The 17,528-nt window shown below is 71.2% G+C and carries 18 protein-coding genes; all 18 read right to left on the bottom strand.

Annotated elements, in window-relative coordinates; translation table 11 throughout:
* Position 1 precedes the first annotated feature (1 nt).
* On the bottom strand, positions 2–571 hold the full coding sequence (efp, locus tag HYV93_09850) for an elongation factor P (GenBank protein ID MBI2526273.1): 570 nt from the start codon (positions 569–571) through the stop codon (positions 2–4).
* A 4-nt stretch (positions 572–575) separates the two neighbouring features.
* Positions 576–1,238: a tetratricopeptide repeat protein gene (locus tag HYV93_09845; GenBank protein ID MBI2526272.1), complete on the bottom strand. Its 663-nt coding sequence runs from the start codon at positions 1,236–1,238 to the stop codon at positions 576–578.
* Between the two features lie 90 nt (positions 1,239–1,328).
* Positions 1,329–2,411 (bottom strand): 3-dehydroquinate synthase, encoded by a 1,083-nt coding sequence (locus HYV93_09840; GenBank protein MBI2526271.1) that lies wholly within the window; start codon positions 2,409–2,411, stop codon positions 1,329–1,331.
* A gap of 66 nt (positions 2,412–2,477) precedes the next feature.
* Positions 2,478–3,650, bottom strand: a complete 1,173-nt coding sequence (gene aroC, locus HYV93_09835) for a chorismate synthase (protein ID MBI2526270.1) — start codon at positions 3,648–3,650, stop codon at positions 2,478–2,480.
* Between the two features lie 4 nt (positions 3,651–3,654).
* Positions 3,655–5,988, bottom strand: a complete 2,334-nt coding sequence (locus tag HYV93_09830; GenBank protein MBI2526269.1) for an AMIN domain-containing protein — start codon at positions 5,986–5,988, stop codon at positions 3,655–3,657.
* A gap of 24 nt (positions 5,989–6,012) precedes the next feature.
* The gene (locus HYV93_09825; protein ID MBI2526268.1) at positions 6,013–6,342 is read right to left on the bottom strand and encodes a hypothetical protein; all 330 of its coding nucleotides are present in this window, start codon (positions 6,340–6,342) and stop codon (positions 6,013–6,015) included.
* A 137-nt stretch (positions 6,343–6,479) separates the two neighbouring features.
* A complete protein-coding gene (gene pilO, locus HYV93_09820) occupies positions 6,480–7,130 on the bottom strand; it encodes a type 4a pilus biogenesis protein PilO (GenBank protein ID MBI2526267.1) in 651 nt (216 codons plus the stop codon).
* A 3-nt stretch (positions 7,131–7,133) separates the two neighbouring features.
* Positions 7,134–7,676 carry a PilN domain-containing protein gene (locus HYV93_09815; protein ID MBI2526266.1) on the bottom strand — a complete coding sequence of 181 codons (543 nt, stop codon included), beginning with the start codon at positions 7,674–7,676 and terminating at the stop codon, positions 7,134–7,136.
* Positions 7,673–8,734 (bottom strand): type IV pilus assembly protein PilM, encoded by a 1,062-nt coding sequence (pilM, locus tag HYV93_09810; GenBank protein ID MBI2526265.1) that lies wholly within the window; start codon positions 8,732–8,734, stop codon positions 7,673–7,675. Before pilM ends, HYV93_09815 begins: the two co-directional genes overlap by 4 nt.
* A gap of 182 nt (positions 8,735–8,916) precedes the next feature.
* Entirely contained in the window at positions 8,917–9,615 is a 699-nt protein-coding gene (locus tag HYV93_09805; GenBank protein ID MBI2526264.1) for a hypothetical protein, read from the bottom strand.
* A complete protein-coding gene (locus tag HYV93_09800; GenBank protein MBI2526263.1) occupies positions 9,612–10,835 on the bottom strand; it encodes a hypothetical protein in 1,224 nt (407 codons plus the stop codon). The genes HYV93_09805 and HYV93_09800 overlap by 4 nt, the downstream gene beginning before the upstream one ends.
* Before the next feature lie 14 nt (positions 10,836–10,849).
* Positions 10,850–11,383 carry a prepilin-type N-terminal cleavage/methylation domain-containing protein gene (locus tag HYV93_09795; protein MBI2526262.1) on the bottom strand — a complete coding sequence of 178 codons (534 nt, stop codon included), beginning with the start codon at positions 11,381–11,383 and terminating at the stop codon, positions 10,850–10,852.
* Positions 11,384–11,388: 5 nt separating this feature from the next.
* The gene (locus HYV93_09790) at positions 11,389–11,874 is read right to left on the bottom strand and encodes a type II secretion system protein (GenBank protein MBI2526261.1); all 486 of its coding nucleotides are present in this window, start codon (positions 11,872–11,874) and stop codon (positions 11,389–11,391) included.
* A gap of 12 nt (positions 11,875–11,886) precedes the next feature.
* Positions 11,887–12,360 carry a GspH/FimT family pseudopilin gene (locus HYV93_09785; protein ID MBI2526260.1) on the bottom strand — a complete coding sequence of 158 codons (474 nt, stop codon included), beginning with the start codon at positions 12,358–12,360 and terminating at the stop codon, positions 11,887–11,889.
* A gap of 270 nt (positions 12,361–12,630) precedes the next feature.
* On the bottom strand, positions 12,631–13,401 hold the full coding sequence (locus HYV93_09780; GenBank protein ID MBI2526259.1) for a prepilin peptidase: 771 nt from the start codon (positions 13,399–13,401) through the stop codon (positions 12,631–12,633).
* Positions 13,398–15,233: a glycosyltransferase family 39 protein gene (locus HYV93_09775; GenBank protein ID MBI2526258.1), complete on the bottom strand. Its 1,836-nt coding sequence runs from the start codon at positions 15,231–15,233 to the stop codon at positions 13,398–13,400. The genes HYV93_09780 and HYV93_09775 overlap by 4 nt, the downstream gene beginning before the upstream one ends.
* Before the next feature lie 173 nt (positions 15,234–15,406).
* Entirely contained in the window at positions 15,407–17,128 is a 1,722-nt protein-coding gene (locus HYV93_09770) for a tetratricopeptide repeat protein (GenBank protein MBI2526257.1), read from the bottom strand.
* A gap of 75 nt (positions 17,129–17,203) precedes the next feature.
* On the bottom strand, positions 17,204–17,528 hold a 325-nt coding region (locus tag HYV93_09765; GenBank protein ID MBI2526256.1), incomplete at its 5' end, for a type II secretion system protein GspG.

Below are 17,528 nucleotides of genomic sequence, written 5' to 3'. Positions count from 1 at the left end.
GCTACCCCGCTGCCGCGACGCGGCCGAGGTACTCGCCGCTCCGCGTGTCGACCTTGACCACGTCGCCCACGTTGAGGAAGAGCGGCACCTGGACGACCGCGCCCGTCTCCAGCCGGGCGGGCTTGGAGCCCCCGGAGGCGGTGTCGCCGCGGATGCCCGGATCCGTCTCGGCGATCGCGAGCTCGATGAAGTTCGGCAGCTCCACCGTCACGGGGCTCCCGTCGATGAAGAGGATCTCGACCTCGGTGTTCTCCTTGAGGAAGTCCCGCGCCTCCCCGACCTCCTCGGGCGAGAGCGAGATCTGCTCGTAGGTCTCGAGGTCCATGAAGTGGAGGCGGTCGTCCCGGTACAGGTACTGCATGCGCTTCTCGTCGAAGTCCACCAGTTCCACCTTCTCGCCGGCGCGGAAGGTGTTGTCGATGACCCTGCCGAGCCTGAGGTGCTTGAGCTTGGTGCGGACGAATGCCCCGCCCTTGCCGGGCTTGACGTGCTGGAAGTCGACGATCGTGTAGGGTGCGCCGTCGAACTGGATCTTCAGCCCCCGCTTGAATTCCGCCGTGGACACCTGCATCGCGTTATGATCCCTTCCGTTTCTGGGTTCGGGTCCTGAGCGCCTGCTCGAGCAGCGCGCCGGCCCGGAGATCTCCCGGATCCCTCTTGAGCAGCCGCAGGAAGACCTGCACCGCCTCATCGCAGAGCCCCTGGTCGAGACAGGCCGTCCCGAACGAGAGCGTCACGAACGTATCGTCGGCCAGGAGCCCGGCCAGCGGCGACCCCTCCGGCGGCCGTCCTCCCCCCTTGAGGAGCTCGAGCGTGAGGCGCGACTCGCGATCCCCCGGGTCGAGTCTCGCGGCGTGCTCGAGGTGGGCCACCGCCGCGTCGAGCCGGCCCGCCAGCCGGTGGACCTGCGCCAGCAGCCGGTGCACTTCCGGGTCCTTCGATCCGCTGGCCACCAGGCCGCCGAGCTCCGCCGCCGCCCGCTCGGTGTCGCCCTCGTCCAGATACGCCTTGGCGAGCACCAGGCGCGCCGTCGTGTAGTGCGGGAAGCGCTCGAGCCCCTCGCGGCAGAGCCGGATCGCCTCGCGAACCCGGCCCGCCTTGCGGTAGGCGTCGGCGAGGGGAGCGAAGGCGAGCGATGCGGGATCCTTTGCGAGCCGCTCCTCGTAACGGTGGATGGCGGTCTGGGCGGCCGCCTGGGCCGCAACTTCCCCGCTGACCCGAGCCACCGGTTGCGCCATGGCGATCTTGTTATACGTGTGCCGCCGCGTCGAGTCAATCGCGGGTCCCTCGCGCGGGCCCCGTCTGGCGCCTCCCTGGTCCAGGCGCGCTCAGGCCAGCTCTTCGAGCGTCGCCAGCACGGCCTCCCGCGGGACGTCGAAGACGAGCTGGAAGGCTCCGATCCGCGGGGCGAGGACGAACGGGACGCGGCCGTCCCGCGCCTTCTTGTCCCGGGCGAGGGCCTCGACCACGGCGGCGGGCGCGGCCCCCGAGCCCCGGACCGGCAGCCCGACGGCCTCGAGGATCCGTGTCTGGCGTGTCGTCGCCTCGCTCCCCGCGCGGCCGAGCCGCTCCGCCAGGCGCGCCGCGGCCGCGATCCCGAGCGCCACCGCCTCCCCGTGCGTCCAGCGCGCGAAGCCGGTGACCGCCTCCACGGCATGCCCGATGGTGTGGCCGTAGTTCAGCACGGTGCGCAGCTCCGTCTCCTGCTCGTCGCGCTCGACGACCGACGCCTTGATCCTGCACGACCCCGCGACGACCCGCGTGAGGGCAGGCAGATCGCGCACCAGGAGCGCCGGCAGGCTTGCCTCCAGGTCGGCGAAGTAAGCGGCGTCGAGCACGATCCCGTGCTTGATGACCTCCGCGAGCCCCGACCGGAACTCCCGCTCGGGGAGCGTGAGGAGGGCGGCCGGGTCCGCGGCCACGAAGCGCGGCTGATGGAAGGCACCGATCAGATTCTTCGCGCGCGGGTGGTCGATGGCCGTCTTGCCGCCGATGGAGGCGTCCACCTGGGCCAGGAGCGTGGTCGGCACCTGGACGAGGCTCACGCCGCGCATGTACGTGGCGGCCACGAACCCGGCCAGGTCTCCGACGGCGCCGCCGCCCACCGCCACCACGGTCGAGGTGCGGTCCAGGCCTGCAGTGAGGAGCGCATCCCACGCCCGCTCGGCCGTGGCGAGGGTCTTGGCTGCCTCCCCCTCGGGCAGCCGCATCGTGGTCACCGTGAAGCCGGCGGCCTCGAGGCCCTCGACGACGTGGTGGCCGTGCAGCGCCATCACCGGCTCGTCGCTGAGCACGGCCACGCGGCTGCCGACGCCGATGCGCGAGAGCTCGGCGCCGACTCCGGCGAGGAGGCCCGGGCCCACGAGGATGCGGTATGAGCGCGCGCCCAGACTCACGGGGATGTGGTGCATGGCGGGAGGCATTGTACGCGAAGGCCGGGGAGGGTGCGCCGCTCGGGTCCGGGGCGGCCGGCGCCGCTACCAGGTCTTGAGCGAGTCCTGGTAGCCCTGGTAGCTCCGACGGATCTCCCCGAGACTGTCCCCGCCGAACTTCTCGAGGAAAGCCTGCGCCAGTGTGATGGCCATCATGGCCTCCCCCACCACCCCGGCGGCCGGCACGGCGCAGACGTCGCTGCGCTCCACCACCGCCTCCACCTCCTCCTTCGTCTCCATGTCCACGGACCGGAGGGGGCGCCTGAGCGTCGAGATCGGCTTCATGACCGCCCGCGCGATCACCGGCTGGCCATTGGTCACGCCGCCCTCGAGCCCGCCGGCGGTGTTCGTGCGCCGGCTGAAGCCCGCGTCCCGGTCGAAGAGGATCTCGTCGTGGACCTGGGAACCGGGATGGCGGGCCGTCTCGAATCCCATGCCGAGCTCGGCGCCCTTGATGGCGTGGATGGAGCACAGCGCCTGGGCGAGCCGCCCGTCGAGCTTCCGGTCCCAGTGGACGTAGGAGCCGAGGCCCACGGGGCAGCCGAGCGCCACCACCTCGAAGACGCCTCCCAGCGTGTCCCCCTTGGCCCTGGCCTCGTCGATGGCCTCGATCATGGAGTGCTCGGCGACGGGATCGGCGCAGCGCACCTCCGAGGCCTCGGCGCGGCTCCGGATCTCCGCCCAGGGCTCCGGGAGCGCGCCGATTCGCACCCCGCCGATCTCGGTCACATGGCTCAGGATCGAGATGCCGAACTCGGCCAGGAACCGCTTGGCGACCCCGGCCACGGCGACGCGCGCCGTGGTCTCGCGGGCGCTCGAGCGCTCGAGCACGTTGCGGATGTCGCGGTGCCCGTATTTCATGGCGCCGGCCAGGTCGGCATGACCGGGACGCGGCCGCGTCACCGCCTTCGGAGGGGTCCCCGGCGGGGGCTGCCCGACGGCCATGGTGGTCTTCCAGTTCTCCCAGTCGCGGTTGCCGATGGTGAGCGCGATGGGGCTGCCGAGCGTCACCCCCCAGCGCACGCCCGACGAGATGTGGGCCTGGTCGCGCTCGATCTTCATGCGGCCGCCGCGGCCGTAGCCGCGCTGCCGCCGCGCCAGGTCCGCGTTGATGTCGGCCTCGGAGAGGGGGAGGCCGGCCGGGACGCCCTCGATGACAGCCGTCAGCGCCTCTCCGTGGGATTCCCCCGCGGTGAGGAAGCGGAAGGTCCCGCCCACGGTGCTACTTGCCCGGCGCGGTCTGCGCCGCCTGGGCCGCGTCGGTCTTGAGGATGGTCGGCGTGAGGAAGACGACCAGCTCACGCCCCGTCTCGAAGTTCTCCTTCTGCTTGAAGAGCCAGCCGAGCAGCGGGATGTCGCCGAAGACCGGGACCTTGCGGACCGTACTCTGATGCACCGATTGGGTCACGCCGCCGATCACCAGCCGCTCGCCCTCTCTCATGAGCACCTGGGTCTCGGCCTTCCTGCGGTTGATGAGCGGCACGCTCACGCCGGGGGCAGGGCTGATGGTGTCGCCGCGCGAGTTGTTCTCGACGATGACGACCATCTTGATCTTGGTGACGTCCTCGTTGCCGATCCGCTCGCGGGTCACGGTGGGCGTGACCTCGAGCTTGAGCACGGCCTCCTTGAACTGGATCTGGGTGCCGGCGCTGCTCACCGTGGCGTACGGGATCTCCTCGCCCAGGGAGACCGTCGCCTTGCTGTTCTCCACCGTCACGATCTCGGGGCGCGCCAGCGTGCGCGTCTTCCCCTGCGTCTCGAGGGCCTGGAGCGCCAGGTTGATGTTGAGCCTCGAGCCGATGATGCCGAAGGCGATGCCGCCGGCCGGCACGGCGCTCGCGGCGTTGGGCAGGAGCTGGAAGGGCAGGTTCACCAGGTTGCCCCCGATCGGGAGCCCCGTCGTGCTCGAGACCGGCAAGAGCCGGTTCAGCGTGACGTTCTGGTTGACCGGGAGGATGCCCGACTGGGCCGTGGGGCTGATGGTGATGGTCGAGCCGTCCGGCTGGAGCACGCCGCCGACCACCGGCAGGGTCAGGCCGGGCACGGCGCTCGGCGCCGACTGGAACCCCTGGCCCACGACCGTGGCCCGGTTGAAGACGTTGCGCGCGGCCGCGCCGCCCCACTGTACGCCGATGGCCTCCAGGGCGTTGCGGTCCAGGATCTCCATGCGGGCCTCGATCTTGACCTGGGGCAGCGGCACGTCGAGCTGCTCGCGCACCAGCTTCTTGATCCGCTCGAGGTCGGCCGCGTAGTGGCGCATGAAGATCGTGTTGGTGGGCTTGTGGGCCCGGATCGTGATGCCCTTGGCGAGCACGTCCTGGCTCACGGACACGGGCGCCCGGGGCGCGGCGCCGGCGCCGTAAAGGGCAGAGAAGGGCGGCTCCGTGGGTGGCGGGGTGCCACCGCTCGGGACCACTGCCGGCGTGCCGGGCAGCAGGCCTGTCACGGGCGCCGAGCCCTCGGGCGGGATGCCGAGGATTCCTTGCAGGGTCCTGGCGACCTCCTCGGGGTCGGCGTAGGAGAGGCGGATCGTCTCCTCGCGAAGGGGGCCCCGCGCCTTCGCTTCCTCGGCCGCCGCCTGGGCGGCGAGCCGCTTGGCCGCCAGGTCGGCCTCCTTGAGCTGGGCTTCCGCCAGCTTGGTCCGCGTGTCGATCTCGGCCTTGAGCTTGGCCTCGTCGCCTCGCGCGCGGGCCTCCCGCTCCTTGGTGAGCTGCTCGGTCGAGACGACGCGGATGACGCCGCCCCTCTCGATCTTCTGCAGCCCCCGCACCTCGAGGATCGTCTCCAGGGCCTGCTCCCAGGTCACGTTGCGGAGCGAGATCGAGACCTTCCCCTTGACGTCGTCGCCGGTCACGATGTTCCGCCCGCTCTCGGCGGCGAGGATGCGGAGCAGGTTGACGACGTCGGCGTCCTTGAAGTCCATGGAGATCAGGCGCGTACCGTTGGGCGCCGGCGCGGCCGGGGCCTGCGCCGGGGTCTGGGCCTGGGCGACGCGCGGAGGCCGGGCCGCCTCCGCAGTGGCGCCGGGCGGGCCGCTGGCAGCGGCCGCCGCCTGGGCGACCTGCGCCGGAGGGCGGGCAGCGGCGGGCGGGGGCCCCTCGAGCTTCGCCTCGGCTCTCGGCTCGGGGCGCCGGGGCGGCTCGGCAGCCGCGCCCCCCTCGCTCCTGGCCGTGGCCGAGGCGTCGAGGATCACGGAGAGGCCGTCACGGCTCTCCTCGATGCGGTAGCCGACCTTGCGGGTCAGCTCGAGGACGATGCGCGAGGTCCCGGGCTTCCACTGGCTGCCCCGGATCTCCCTGATGGGCGCCACGTCGGGAGCGAGGCTCTGCCGGCTCCACCGGTAGACGGTTCCAGCCAGGTCGATCACCAGCCGGGTCGGGGAGTCGATGAGGGTGGCCTGGTACTGGACCGGGGCACTGGTCCTGATCCTCACGCTCACGCCGTCGGTGAGGCGGTCGATGGCGACGTCCTTGAGGTGGACGGCCGCGGTGTCCGCCCTGCCGATCCCCGGGCTCAGGAGCCCCATCAGCAGCAGGAGCCGGGCGATTCGCGCCATGCCCTTCATCACCTCACCCCCCTCTCAGTCCGTTCGCAGCCTGAGCGTCACGCTGCCGGGCTTCTGCCCCGGCGTCCCGGGGACGCCGAAGGTCACCGAGTCCGGGCCGATCTGGGTGACGCGGCCGTCGCCCAGCGTGTCACCCGGCTTGAGAATATAGCCGATGCCATCGGGTGCCTCCACGAGCGCCAGGGGCGACTGGCGTCCCTGGATGATTCCCACGAGCTTCACGGAGCCCACCTGTAGCCCCTTGCCCCCCTGGCTCACCACCACCGGGCTGAAGGGATCACGGCGCCGCTTGACCTCGTACAGCATGGGCGGCAGGGGAGGTCCCGCCTCGGGCTGGGCGGCCATGCCCGGCGGCTTGGGCGGCGGGGGCGGGGTGGCTACCGGCCCGCGAGCCGGAGGTCCGGGTGACGGAGGCGCCGTCCCCCCTCCGCAGCCGGCCAGGATAAGGGCCGCTGCCAGCGCCACCCCCGTGCATCGAGCCATCATGGACGGGCTCCAGGTCGCGGAACCGCCGCAGCTGGCGCCGCTGGCCTCGCCGCTCCGGGCGCTCCGGGCTTGCCGGGTGCGGCGGCCCCCGCGGCGCGAAAGACGTAGGTCGCCAGGGTCATCTCGGCCCGCACCGTCCCCGTGGGGCGATCGATGGCCGTTGCCTTGAAGTCACCCAGGGTCACGACGCGCGGCAGCCGGGCCATCCGGTCGAAGAAGGAGCCGAGCTGATGGTAGCCCGCCTCGGCCGTCATGATGATCGGCACCTCCGCGAAGACGGCGCGCTCCTCCGGCGGCTTCGGCTGGAAGAGGGCCAACCCCAGCCCTGACTGGAAGGCCAGGTCGGAGATCTGCCGGTAGAGCCGCGGGATCTCCTTCTCCACGGGGAGGCGCTCCTTGGCGGCCTCGAGGCGCTTGCGCAGGGCCTCGGCCTGCAGGCGGAAGGGCCGCAGGTTCGCCTCGTCGGCCCTCGCCTTGATCACCTCGGCGCGCAGCGCCTCGTTCCGCTGGAACAGGCTGTCCCGCTCGACGCTCTTGGGCGAGATGAGCCCGAGATAGCCGAGGGCCCCCACGACGATCAGCGGCAGCACCCCCAGGACGATCTTCTGGGGTTTCGGCAGGGCATAGATGGGATCCAGCAGGGCCATGGCTCAGATCTCGAAGCGGCACGACACCTCGAAGGTGATCGTCCGCGGGGACTTGGTGAGATCCTGCCGCGACTCCAGCAGATCCACGTCCTTGAACTTCCCGGAGGCCTTGAGGTTCGCCATGAAGTCGGCCAGCGCCGTGGAGGTGTACGTGGTGCCGGCGAAGCGGAGCTGGTGCCCCTTCTCCTCCATCCGCGTGAGCCACAGGTCCTTGGGAAGCATGTCGGCCACGGCATCGAGCAGATACACGGGACGCGCCTGGAGGCGGGCCACGGACTCGATGGCGTTGACCCGCAGCTCCAGCTCCTCCTTCTCGCGCTTGAAGCGCTGACCCTCGGCGATCACCTGCTTGAGCCGCACGATCTCCTTCTCGTTCTCGGAGACCTGGCGGGTCAGGTCCTGCACCTCGGCGTCGAGCGCCCACCACCAGAACCCGAGCACCGCCACCAGCGCCACGAAGAGGATGCCGAAGAGAATGCCGAGGTTGAAGCCCGGCATCGTGAAGCGCTTCCTCGCGGCCGGCGGCGCCAGGTTGATCTTGATCATGCCGGCTTGTCCCCCGGACGCCGGAGCCCCAGGCCGATGGCCACGGCCAGCGCCGGCCCCACCTGCTCGAGCTCCTGGGCGGGGAAGCGGGATGCGTCCACCTGCAGTGCCTGGAAGGGACGCGCCAGCTCCACGGGGATCCCCCACGAGGAGGAGAGGAACTCGTCGAGCCCGGCGAGCCGGGCGCAGCCCCCGGAGAGGACGATCTTGCCGATCCGCTCGTGCTCGGCGGCGGAGGCGAAGTAGTCGAAGGTGCGCTGCACCTCCATCGACAGGTCACGGGAGACCGCCTCGAGCGCCGGGACCATGTCTTCCCAGTTGACTCCCACGTCCTGCCCGTTCTTGGCGGCCTCGGCCTTCTCGACGGGAATGCTGAGCCGCTGGGCGATGGCGTCCGTGTACTGGTGGCCGCCGAACGGGACGTCGCGGGCGAAGATGGAGGCCCCGCCGCGGATCACGTTGGTCTTCATGAAGCTGGCGCCGATGTCGATGAGAGCCACGGCCTCGCCGCCGTCGCCGGGGTTGTTGTACTCGTACTGGTTCTGGATGGCGAAGGCGTCGAGATCCACCACGACGGCCTCGAGCCCGGCCTCCTCCACCGCCGCCACGTACTCGAGCACCTTCACCTTCTTCACCGCCACCACCATGACGTCCATCGTGTTCCCGGATTCGCCCACCACCTGGTAGTCGAGGAACACGTCGTCCACGGCGAAGGGGATGTGGTGCTCGGCTTCCAGCCCGATGGCGTCGGCCAGCTCCTTGGCCGAGACCTTGGGGAGCGGCACCCGCTTGGTCATGGCCTCGCGGCCGGAGACCGAGATGACGGCCGCCTTGCTCTTGATCCCTGCCTTCTCGACGCACTCCTTGATGGCCTCCGCGACGACGGCCGGGTGCTTGATGGTGCCCTCGCCGATGACATCGCGGGGCAGGGGCACCGAGGCGAAGGAGCGGAGCGAGAGGCCGCCCCGTCCCTCAGCCAGCTCCACCGCCTTCACGCTGCTGGTTCCGATGTCCAGGCCGAACGTCGCCTGCCTCTTCCCCAGTCCGAACAGCCCCATGGTCGGCTCCACGCCCGCTGCCGCGCCCGGGCCCCGGGGGCGACTCCCCGGGCGGGCAGGTCAGCCGGCGGTTAAGTGAGCGTCGGAAAAGGCTCCGAACAGGTGACTACTGTATACGGGCCCCTGCGAGCGAGTGTCAACAAACAATGCACGCCCCATGTGGTGCGCCGGAGGCGCCGAGGCTACTCCCGGTTGGGGAAGTCGTCGCGTGCCTTCACGCTGTTGGCGGGGGTGAGGTCCAGCGCCACCTCCTGGCCGGGGCCGAGCTCCACGCGCAGCCGCCAGATGACCGGGCCCGCCACCCGGTCGGTGAGCATGTAGGGCCCCGGGGCCACGCTGGGGAACCGGTAGCGCCCGTCCTCGTCGGTTCTCAGGTTGTAGCGCTCCTCCTTGGTGGGCGTCCCGGGCTGTCCGACCAGGATCAGCGCCTTGCGCGCCATGGGCCGGAGCTCTTGCCCCTCGCCGAAGACGACCCGTCCTTCCAGGCTCGCCTTGCCCACCTCCCGCTCTGCGGCCGCCGGGGCCGCCGCGGTCGGCGGCCGGGGCAGCGCGCCGGCGATGGCGAGCCAGCGCCGGGCGGTCTCGACCTCCGCCGAGCCCGCCGGGCCGCGCTCGAGCACCCACCTGAACTCGCGGATGGCCGTCTCCCGCTGGTCCAGGTGCGAGGCCGCCACTGCCTGGCCGTAGTGGAGGGCGAGGCTGTCGGGTGAGCCCTCGAGGGCCCGCCGGTAGAAGTCCGCGGCCCGGGCATACTCCCCGCGTTCGAGCGCCTGTGCCGCCTGGGTGGCCAGATCCGGCTCGGCCCGAGGCGGCGGCGGCGCCTCGCAGGCAGCCAGGAGCAAGAGCCCCACCGGCGCCCAGCGCAGGAAGGGGCCGATCACGGGTCGGCGACTTCCTTGTACGTGCCTGCCTTGAGGAACCAGCTCTGCGGGATCTGGCCGCCGCCCGTCTTGGCGTAGGCGCAGTTGTAGATGACGGCGGCGTTGCCGCCCGTGTTGGTGTCGACGGTCGTGGCGACGGTATCGCGGATATTCTGCGAGATCATCTGGCCGACGATCTCCCCTGTCCCCGTCCCCGTGTAGGAGATGTCGTTGACGGCGTACACCATGCCGTGCATCCGGAAGTCGCCGCTGATGCTGATGCTGCCGTTGGAGATGATCCAGCCGCTGAAGATGCCGCTGGGCGCCGCCGGGGCGCCGCCGTGGATGCTGAGCGCGGCGAACTCCGACGACGGGGTGGACGGGGTGATGTTGTTGCCGGTCGTCGTGTCCACGAAGATGATGCCGTCGGGCATCTGGAACGACGAGTTGAAGGTCACGGCGCCCTGGTAGTAGGTCCCGCGGGCCTTGGCGATGGCCTTCAGCGCGTCCAGGTCGCTGCTGGTGAAGAGGTAGCTGTCGAAGCTGGCCGCGCTGAAGCCGTTCACGATGTCGGCAGGGGGGGCTGTGCCGGTCTGATTCCTGGTGCTGTTGCCGTCGGCCCCCCAGACATCGGCCGCCCCGCTGCCGATGGTCGTACTGCCCGTGGTGATGGTCCCGGACTTGTCCCCGCAGCTCGTGTCGCTGCGCGAGTCGATGGTCGAGTTGCCTCCGACCTGCAGGTCGCCGCGGACGCACAGCGCGCAGGGCGGGTCCAGGAACCGGATCTTGGTCAGGGTGGCCGTGATGCGCTGGTGGGCCTTGGTCCGGCCGTCGGTGCTCGAGTCCGTGGGGACCCAGCCCACCGCGACGACGTTGCGCTCGTTGCTCGCGGCGCCGCTGGTCACGGTGACGCGGAAGCCGCCCACCGGCGTCGCGCCCACCGAGACCATGAGGAGCTGGCTGCCGTCGTAGGGCGCCGGAACGGGCGAGGGCAGTGGGTCGGCGAGCCCGCCGGTCGCAGCCGCGTTCGTCAGAGCCCACGTGGCGCGCTCGACGCCGGCCTCGGCCAGGGCCCGGGCCTGCGCGACGCGGAGCTGATTGGCCGCGATGGTGGGCTCGGAGGTCGCGAGGACGGAGAAGGCCACCACGAGCGCCGTCAGGATGAGGAGCGCGATGAGGGCCATGGGCAGCGCGACGCCCAGCTGGCCAGTCAGGGTTCGGACAAGTCGGCGGACGTCCATGGATGGTCTCCCCCTCACAGGTTCCGGAGCCGGACCATCGACTCCATCTTCGCGTACTGGTTCGCGAAGGAGCCGGCGCCGGCGCCTTCCTCCGTCCTCGTCTCGAGATTGAGCTTGATGACCTTGACGGCGGAGGCCGTCCCCGTGGTCGTGCCGGTGCCGGTCTGACCGTCGTAGGCCGAGTAGTAGGTCAGGGTCAGGGCCTGCACGCCGCCGATGAGCGTCGTCGTCGTGCCCGCCGCCGTCCGGGTCAGGTTGCCGCCGGTGACCTGGTACCGCACGGAGACCCCGTTCTGGTCCGCGAAGGTCATGTCGGTGCCGCTCGGGATCGCGGTGACAGCCGTCGCCGACCGCAGCTCCCGCGTCATGAGCTCCAGCGCCACCCGGGCGTTCTGCTGGGTCTCCACCCGGTTCGAGCCCATGATGTAGGCCTCCTGCCCCTTCTGCTGGATCAGGATCACGGCGCCCAGCACGACGGCGAGCACTGCCGTCACCACGAGCAGCTCGGTGAGGGTGAAGCCGCGCTGGTCCCGGAGCATCCTCGGCATCGCCGTCACCGCCTGGCGATCAGCATGGTCACCGTCGCCGACTTGGTGGCCGGGCTCTGCCCCACACCCGTCAGCGGCCGGTAGGTCACCGTCACCGTGGCCTGGCGCAGGTTGGCGTCCGTGATGCCCGCACAGCCGCCGCCCAACCCGCAGTCGGTGATGCGCACCTTGCGGCTGTAGGCCGTGTACGGTGCCGCCACCGCAGTCTCGTCGGGGAAGGTGGTGGTCCCGCCGCTCTGGGGCGCCGCATCGCCCGACGACACGCCGAGGTTATCCACCGCGGGAGTCTCGGTCCAACTGGCGTTCTTCGCCTGCTCGAGCCGCTCGGTGGCGAGGAAGGTCGCGGTGGACAGCTGGCTTCCTTCCTGGATGCCGTAGCCCGAGAGGGGAATGGCGGCGGCCAGCGCCGCGAGCCCCACGCCGATGATGGCGATCGCGACGAGGATCTCCGCGAGGGTCATGCCCCGCTGGTTCTCGACGAGCCGCCGCATCGCCGCCTCCCCTCAGGGCCCGACGTTGACCCTGCCCGAGGCCGACACGGTCACCGAGAGCGTCCTGCCGTTGGCGCTGTTCGTCACGGTGTAGGTGGCGGCGGGCGCGGCCGCCCCGAGGTAGCTGAACTGGGGTTCCGCCGTGCTGGCGAGCGTGAAGCCCTGCGGGACCTTCCAGTTGCCTGACGCGTCGGTGCCCGGGCCGACCCAGGTGCTTCCGCTGCAGCCGTTGACGTGCAGGTGGATCGCGCCCGACGTGGTGTGGACGCAGACCGTCTGGTTCTCCTTGATGGCGATCTGGCGTCCCTGGTTGAGGAAGGTCACGAGCTCTTCCGCCGCGGCCTTCAGCGCCGCGCTCTGGTAGTAGCTGATGAAGAACGGCGCCGTCAGGGCGGCGAGAATACCGATGACGGCGATGACCACGAGCAGCTCGGCCAGGCTGAACCCCGCTTGCGCCGTCAGTCTCTCGGAGCGTCGAGGGACCATCTGCCTCTGCCCAGCCTTTCCGCCGCCACGCTGGCTCACGGCGAATTCTAGCAAGAAGGGGGCCAAGCGCGCGGTCCGAAGTTGCTGCATGGCCCGGTCTGCTCCGGGGCGCACGACCCCCGATCTGTGGCCCGGCTGAACGCCGAAGCCCCCAGAATCGGCGCGTGGTGGGGCGGGTCCCCTCTCGGATCCGTGATGACGGGCACCCACTCACTCTCGGAAGCGAACATGCCTGACGTCAGGAGGCTGACGCCTCACGCGCGAGTCGCCTCAACGCACGAACGCGGTCAGGTACCAGCGGAGGATCCCCTCGCCCCAGAGGAGCGCGACGCTGCCGCCCAGCGCGAGAAACGGTCCGAAGGGCACGGCGTCCTTGCGACCCCGGCGCCCGAGCGCGAGCAGCGTGATGGCGACGACGCCGCCAGCCAGCACGGAAACCATGACGCCGACGAGGAGGAGCTGCCAGCCCAGGAAGGCACCGAGCATGGCGCCGAGCTTCATGTCTCCTCCACCCATGCCGCCGCCGCTGGCGACGATGATCAGACAGAAGAGCCCGCCACCCACAGCGGCCCCGACGATGGCGTCGAGCCAGCGAGGGTGCCCCGTGGCGAGGCTCCAGGCGAGCCCGGCTGCGATGCCAGGCAGCGTGATGACGTCCGGGATGATCTGGTGGTCCAGGTCGATGCCCGTGACGGCCACGAGCGCGGCCAGCAGGACGAGCGCGCTCACGAGATCCAGCGAGAGCCCGCGCCGCCACAGCGCCAGCGCGAAGAGGCAGCCGGTGGCGGCCTCCACGACGGGATAGCGCCACGAGATCCGGGCCCGGCAGCGGCGGCAGCGCCCTCTCAGCAGGGCGAAGGAGAGCAGCGGGACATTGTCGTGCCACGGGATGGGGGCCCCGCAGCGTAGACAGGCCGAGCGCGGGGTGACGATGCTCCGGCGCTCGGGGAGCCGAGCGATCACGACGTTGAGGAAGCTGCCCACGAAGAGGCCGGCGACGAAGAGGAGGACAGGAGCGACGGGCCCGCCCGGCGCTGTCATCGCCCGCCTCCGAGGAGCCTCGCCAACTGGCCCTCGGCGTAGGCGAGGTCGGCCTGCTGGGTTGGAACGAGCTCGCCCGCAGCGCGCAGGCGGGCGATGTACCGCTCCCACGCTGCGCGGGCGCGTGCTGGATCGCGCCCGGCGTGGATCTCGGCCGTGACCCGGTCCACCAGCGGGAGCCCGGGGCTCATGAGCCGGGCCAGGTCGGCTGCGCGCACGAGGGCGGCTTCAGCCTCGCTCTGCCGCTCGAGCCTGAAGAAGGCCAGAGCCAGGTTGAGCGTCGCATGCACCTGATGGGGGTTCAGGCGGAGCGAGTCCTCCAGGTGGGCGACCGCGCGGGTGGGCTCGTCCCGGTAGAGGTAGATGGAGCCCAGCGTGGCAAGGATGTGGAAATTCCGCGGCGCCAGGGCCTGGGCCTCGAGGGCGTAGTGAAGGCCCGCCTCCGGGCCGCCGAGCAGGGTCCGGGTGAGTCCCAGTCCCACCAGGGCCCGGGGGTTTCGGGGCATGAGCCTCGCGGCCTCTCGCAGATGGGCGTCGGCCGCCCCGATCTCCCCCCGCGGCAATTGTGTGTAGGCCAGGTTCACGTGCGGCAGGGCGGCGTGGGGGGAGGCCTCGACCATGCGCGAGTACAGACGGTAGTCGTCCTTCCAGTCCTCGTTGCGCCACAGCGTGAGGAGCGCGTAGAGCAGCACGGTTCCCGCCAGCGCCAGCGCCGGGGCGGGGCGAAGCTGGCTCGAGGCCGAGAGCGCCCCAGAGCCCAGCAGCCGCCAGAAGATCATGGCCAGGACCAGACAGAACCCGACGGTCGGCAGGTAGAGGAAGCGCTCCGCCATGATGGCCGTGGACAGGGGCAGGAGGTTCACGCCCACGAAGGGGAGCAGCGTGATCCAGAACCAGAGGGCGCCGAAGCCCAGCACAGGCGAGTGGCGCAGCGCCCACGCCGTGAGCCCCAGCGCCACGGCCAGAAGTGCCATGGCCAGCCAGAAGCCGGTGCTTCCCGGGAAGGTCACCGGCACGATGAGCGGATAGGCATTCGCGGGATAGGGGATGACGGTGAGGCGCGCGTAGGAGGCGACGATGTCGAGGGTGGTGAGGAGGCGGGTGCCCAGGTTACCCCAGCGGTCCGGGTCCGCGTCCAGCGTCCGACCGAGCGCGCCCAGGCGGAGTCCCGCGTAGAGGATCATCACGGCCCCGTACCCGGCATAGCGAAGCGCCGCCCGGCGCCTGCCGCGCAGGCTCGTGGAATTGCCGCCGGCAACCCGGTCGTAGAGGACCAGGATCGCGGGCAGGGTGATGGCCACCTCCTTGGCCATGAGCGCCAGGAAGAACGCCGCGAGGGACAGCGCGTACTGGAGGTGCCGGCCCGAGTCCCGCCAGGCCGCGTAGCTGAGCAGCGCCAGGAGGAAGAAGAGGGTCGCCAGGATATCCGTGCGCCCGGAGATGAAGGCGACAGACTCCGAGTGGAGCGGGTGCAGCGCGAAGGCGACCCCGGCGATCCCTCCGGCCCAGTGACTGCCCGTGAGTCTGCGGCCGAGCGCCAGCACGGCCAGGGACGTCGCCAGGTGGGCCAGCACGTTCGTCAGGTGGAAGCCCGCCGGGTTGAGCCCCCAGAGCTGGACATCGAGGAAGAAGCTCAGCATCACGAGCGGTCGGTAGTAGTGGCTCGCCTCCTGGACCTCGGCCCAGAAGTGAGAGCCGAGGACCGCGGGGAGCGACCTCCACTGGTGCAGGTGCCAGCTGCGCTGGATCAGGAGCGTGTCGTCCCACACGAAATCGTAGCTGAGCGTGGCGGCATAGCCGAGGACTACCGCCAGCGCTACGCCGAGCGACACAGCGCGGGCGGGCTCTGTCCACGTCGCCTGACCGTGGGTGACCTCGGGTTGCGGTTGGGCCTCTTCGCCGCTGCGCGGGTCTGACCACGCCGCCTGACCGTGGGTGACCTCGGGTTGCGGTTGGGCCTCTTCGCCGCTGCGCGGCTCATCGGGGCGTGGTGGTAAGCGGGGGGTCATGGGGTGGGGGTCTCGCGGAGGCGCGCGCGAGCCAGGTCGGCAGCGCTGCCAGCGGCCGATGGGGGCAGCCCGAGGCTCCGCGAGAAGGCTTCGGCGTCCCGGAGGACTGCACGGGCCTCGGCCTCTCGCCCGGCCCGTGCCAACTCCAGGGCCAGGTGGAACCGCGCGTCCGGGCGGCGCGGGCCCTTGCGCACCGCCTCGGCGAACCGCTCTGCCGCGGCCGCGTGATCGCCCGCGTTGCTGTGGATCAGGGCGAGTTGCAGGTCCATCAGGTCGCTTCCCGGGGCGGCCGCCTGCGCGCGCCGTCCCAGCCGGATGGCCTCGCCGTGGATGCCGAGCCGGCTCTCCACCACTGCGAGCCCCATGAGCGCCGAGGGAAGATCGGGCCGGAGCGCCAGGGCCCTCCTGAACTCAGCGGCGGCAAGCAGGAGATCGTCCCGCTGCTGATAGACATGGCCGAGGTTCACCGCCGCCTTCCACGAGTGCGGTGACGAGCTGGCCATGCGCGTGAACAGCCGTTCCGAGTCGCGCCAGTCCTCGTTGCGGTACAGGGTGAGACCCAGAGCCAGGAGGAAGAGCGCCGCGGCCGCGCAGGCAGCCAGCCCCTGCCGGGCAGCGAGCTGGCCGTGGAGGGCGGCGCGGGACGGGAGCCAGCGCCCGCCCCCCCAGCCCAGGCAAAGTGCGAAGGCCGCCGAGGGCAGGTAGAGGAACCGCTCGGCCATCTGCACGGGCCCCCACGGCACGAAGGGGGTGGCCGGCAGGAGCGTCAGGAGAAACCACAAGGTCAGGAAAGCGGGCAACCTCGAGTGCCGCCAGGCAAGCACGGCCCCTGTTCCCACGAGGAGCAGGCTCGCGAGCCCGGCGGCAGTGGCGCGGGACGACCAGGTGGCGGGATCGAGCACGATGTCGGGGGTGGGCGGGTAGGGGGCCACCAGGAGGAGCAGGTAGCGGCCGAGAGCTTCCGCGCCAGCCGCCGTCCGCGCAGCGAGGCTTTCCTGGCCGGCGGGCAGCCCGGGCATGGATCCCAGCGCCCACTGCCTCACGCCGAGATACGCGGCTGCCATGAGCACGAATGGGAGAAGGCGGGCGGCGATCCGGGCGGGCGCGGCGGCACCGCGCTCGGCGCGAGCCAGGGTCAGCTCCCAGGCCAGCAGCACCGCCGGGAGCGCGATGGCGGGCTCCTTGGCGAGGAGCGCCAGAGCGAAGCACAGGAGCGCTGGCAGCGCCCACGGCGGGCGCCCGCCGGCCCAGCGCATGTAGCAGCCGACAGCCAGGAGGAAGAAGAGCGTCGCCAGGATGTCGGTGCGCCCGGACACGAAGGCCACCGACTCCGTGTGGATCGGGTGGAGGACGAACACCAGGCCGGCGAGCCAGGCTGCCTCGCGACGACCCAGGAGCCTCGCGCCGGCCCAGACCAGTGCCAGCGCCGCCGCCAGGTGGTAGAGGACGTTCATCACGTGATAGCCCGAGGGACTTGCGCCGAAGAGGCGATGCTCGAGGAAGAAGGTGAGCGTCACCAGCGGGCGGTAGTAGCCGCTGCCCGCCCCGTCGAGTCCGAAGCCGGAGCTGAAGAGTGCGACGGGCGACCCGTGAGTCAAGGTCCCGCTGTACAGGAGGAAGTGCCGGTCGTCCCAGACGAGATCGAACCCGGGGACCCCGGAGAAGGCCACCGCGCCCAGCAGCAGGAGGAGCAGGAGCGGTTGCCGCAGGACAGCCATGGGAAGCCGCAGGGAACTGGCGAGGAAGGGGGTGAGACCCCTCCCTCGCCCGTCAGACCGCTCGATCCGCAATCCCTACGGCAGGCTGACGGTGGTGCTGTCGCCTGTCGCGGAGATGGTGAAGGTGCCCGCGGCCGTGGAGCTGTAGGCGTAGCTGCTCCAGCCCGCCGGCGGGGCGGGCGTCGATGGCATGAAGGGGCCCGCGGACTGGCCCGCCGCGTTGGTGGAGGCGGAGTTGAGGTCCGCGAGGAGGGACGGAAGCGAGCCCATGTGGGCCGAGTACATGCTCACGGCGGAGGCGAGGGTGCGGGCATCGGCCTGGGCCTTGGCGATCCGCGCCCGCGCCTGGATGTTGGCGTAGAGCGGGATGGCGATGGCGGCGAGGATGCCGATGATGGCG

It is taken from the genome of Candidatus Rokuibacteriota bacterium (genome assembly GCA_016188005.1).
In the GTDB taxonomy this organism is placed as follows: Bacteria; Methylomirabilota; Methylomirabilia; order Rokubacteriales; family CSP1-6; genus UBA12499.
The sequence above is the reverse complement of the archived record's forward strand: the minus strand, read 5'-3'. Positions and strand labels throughout refer to the sequence as shown.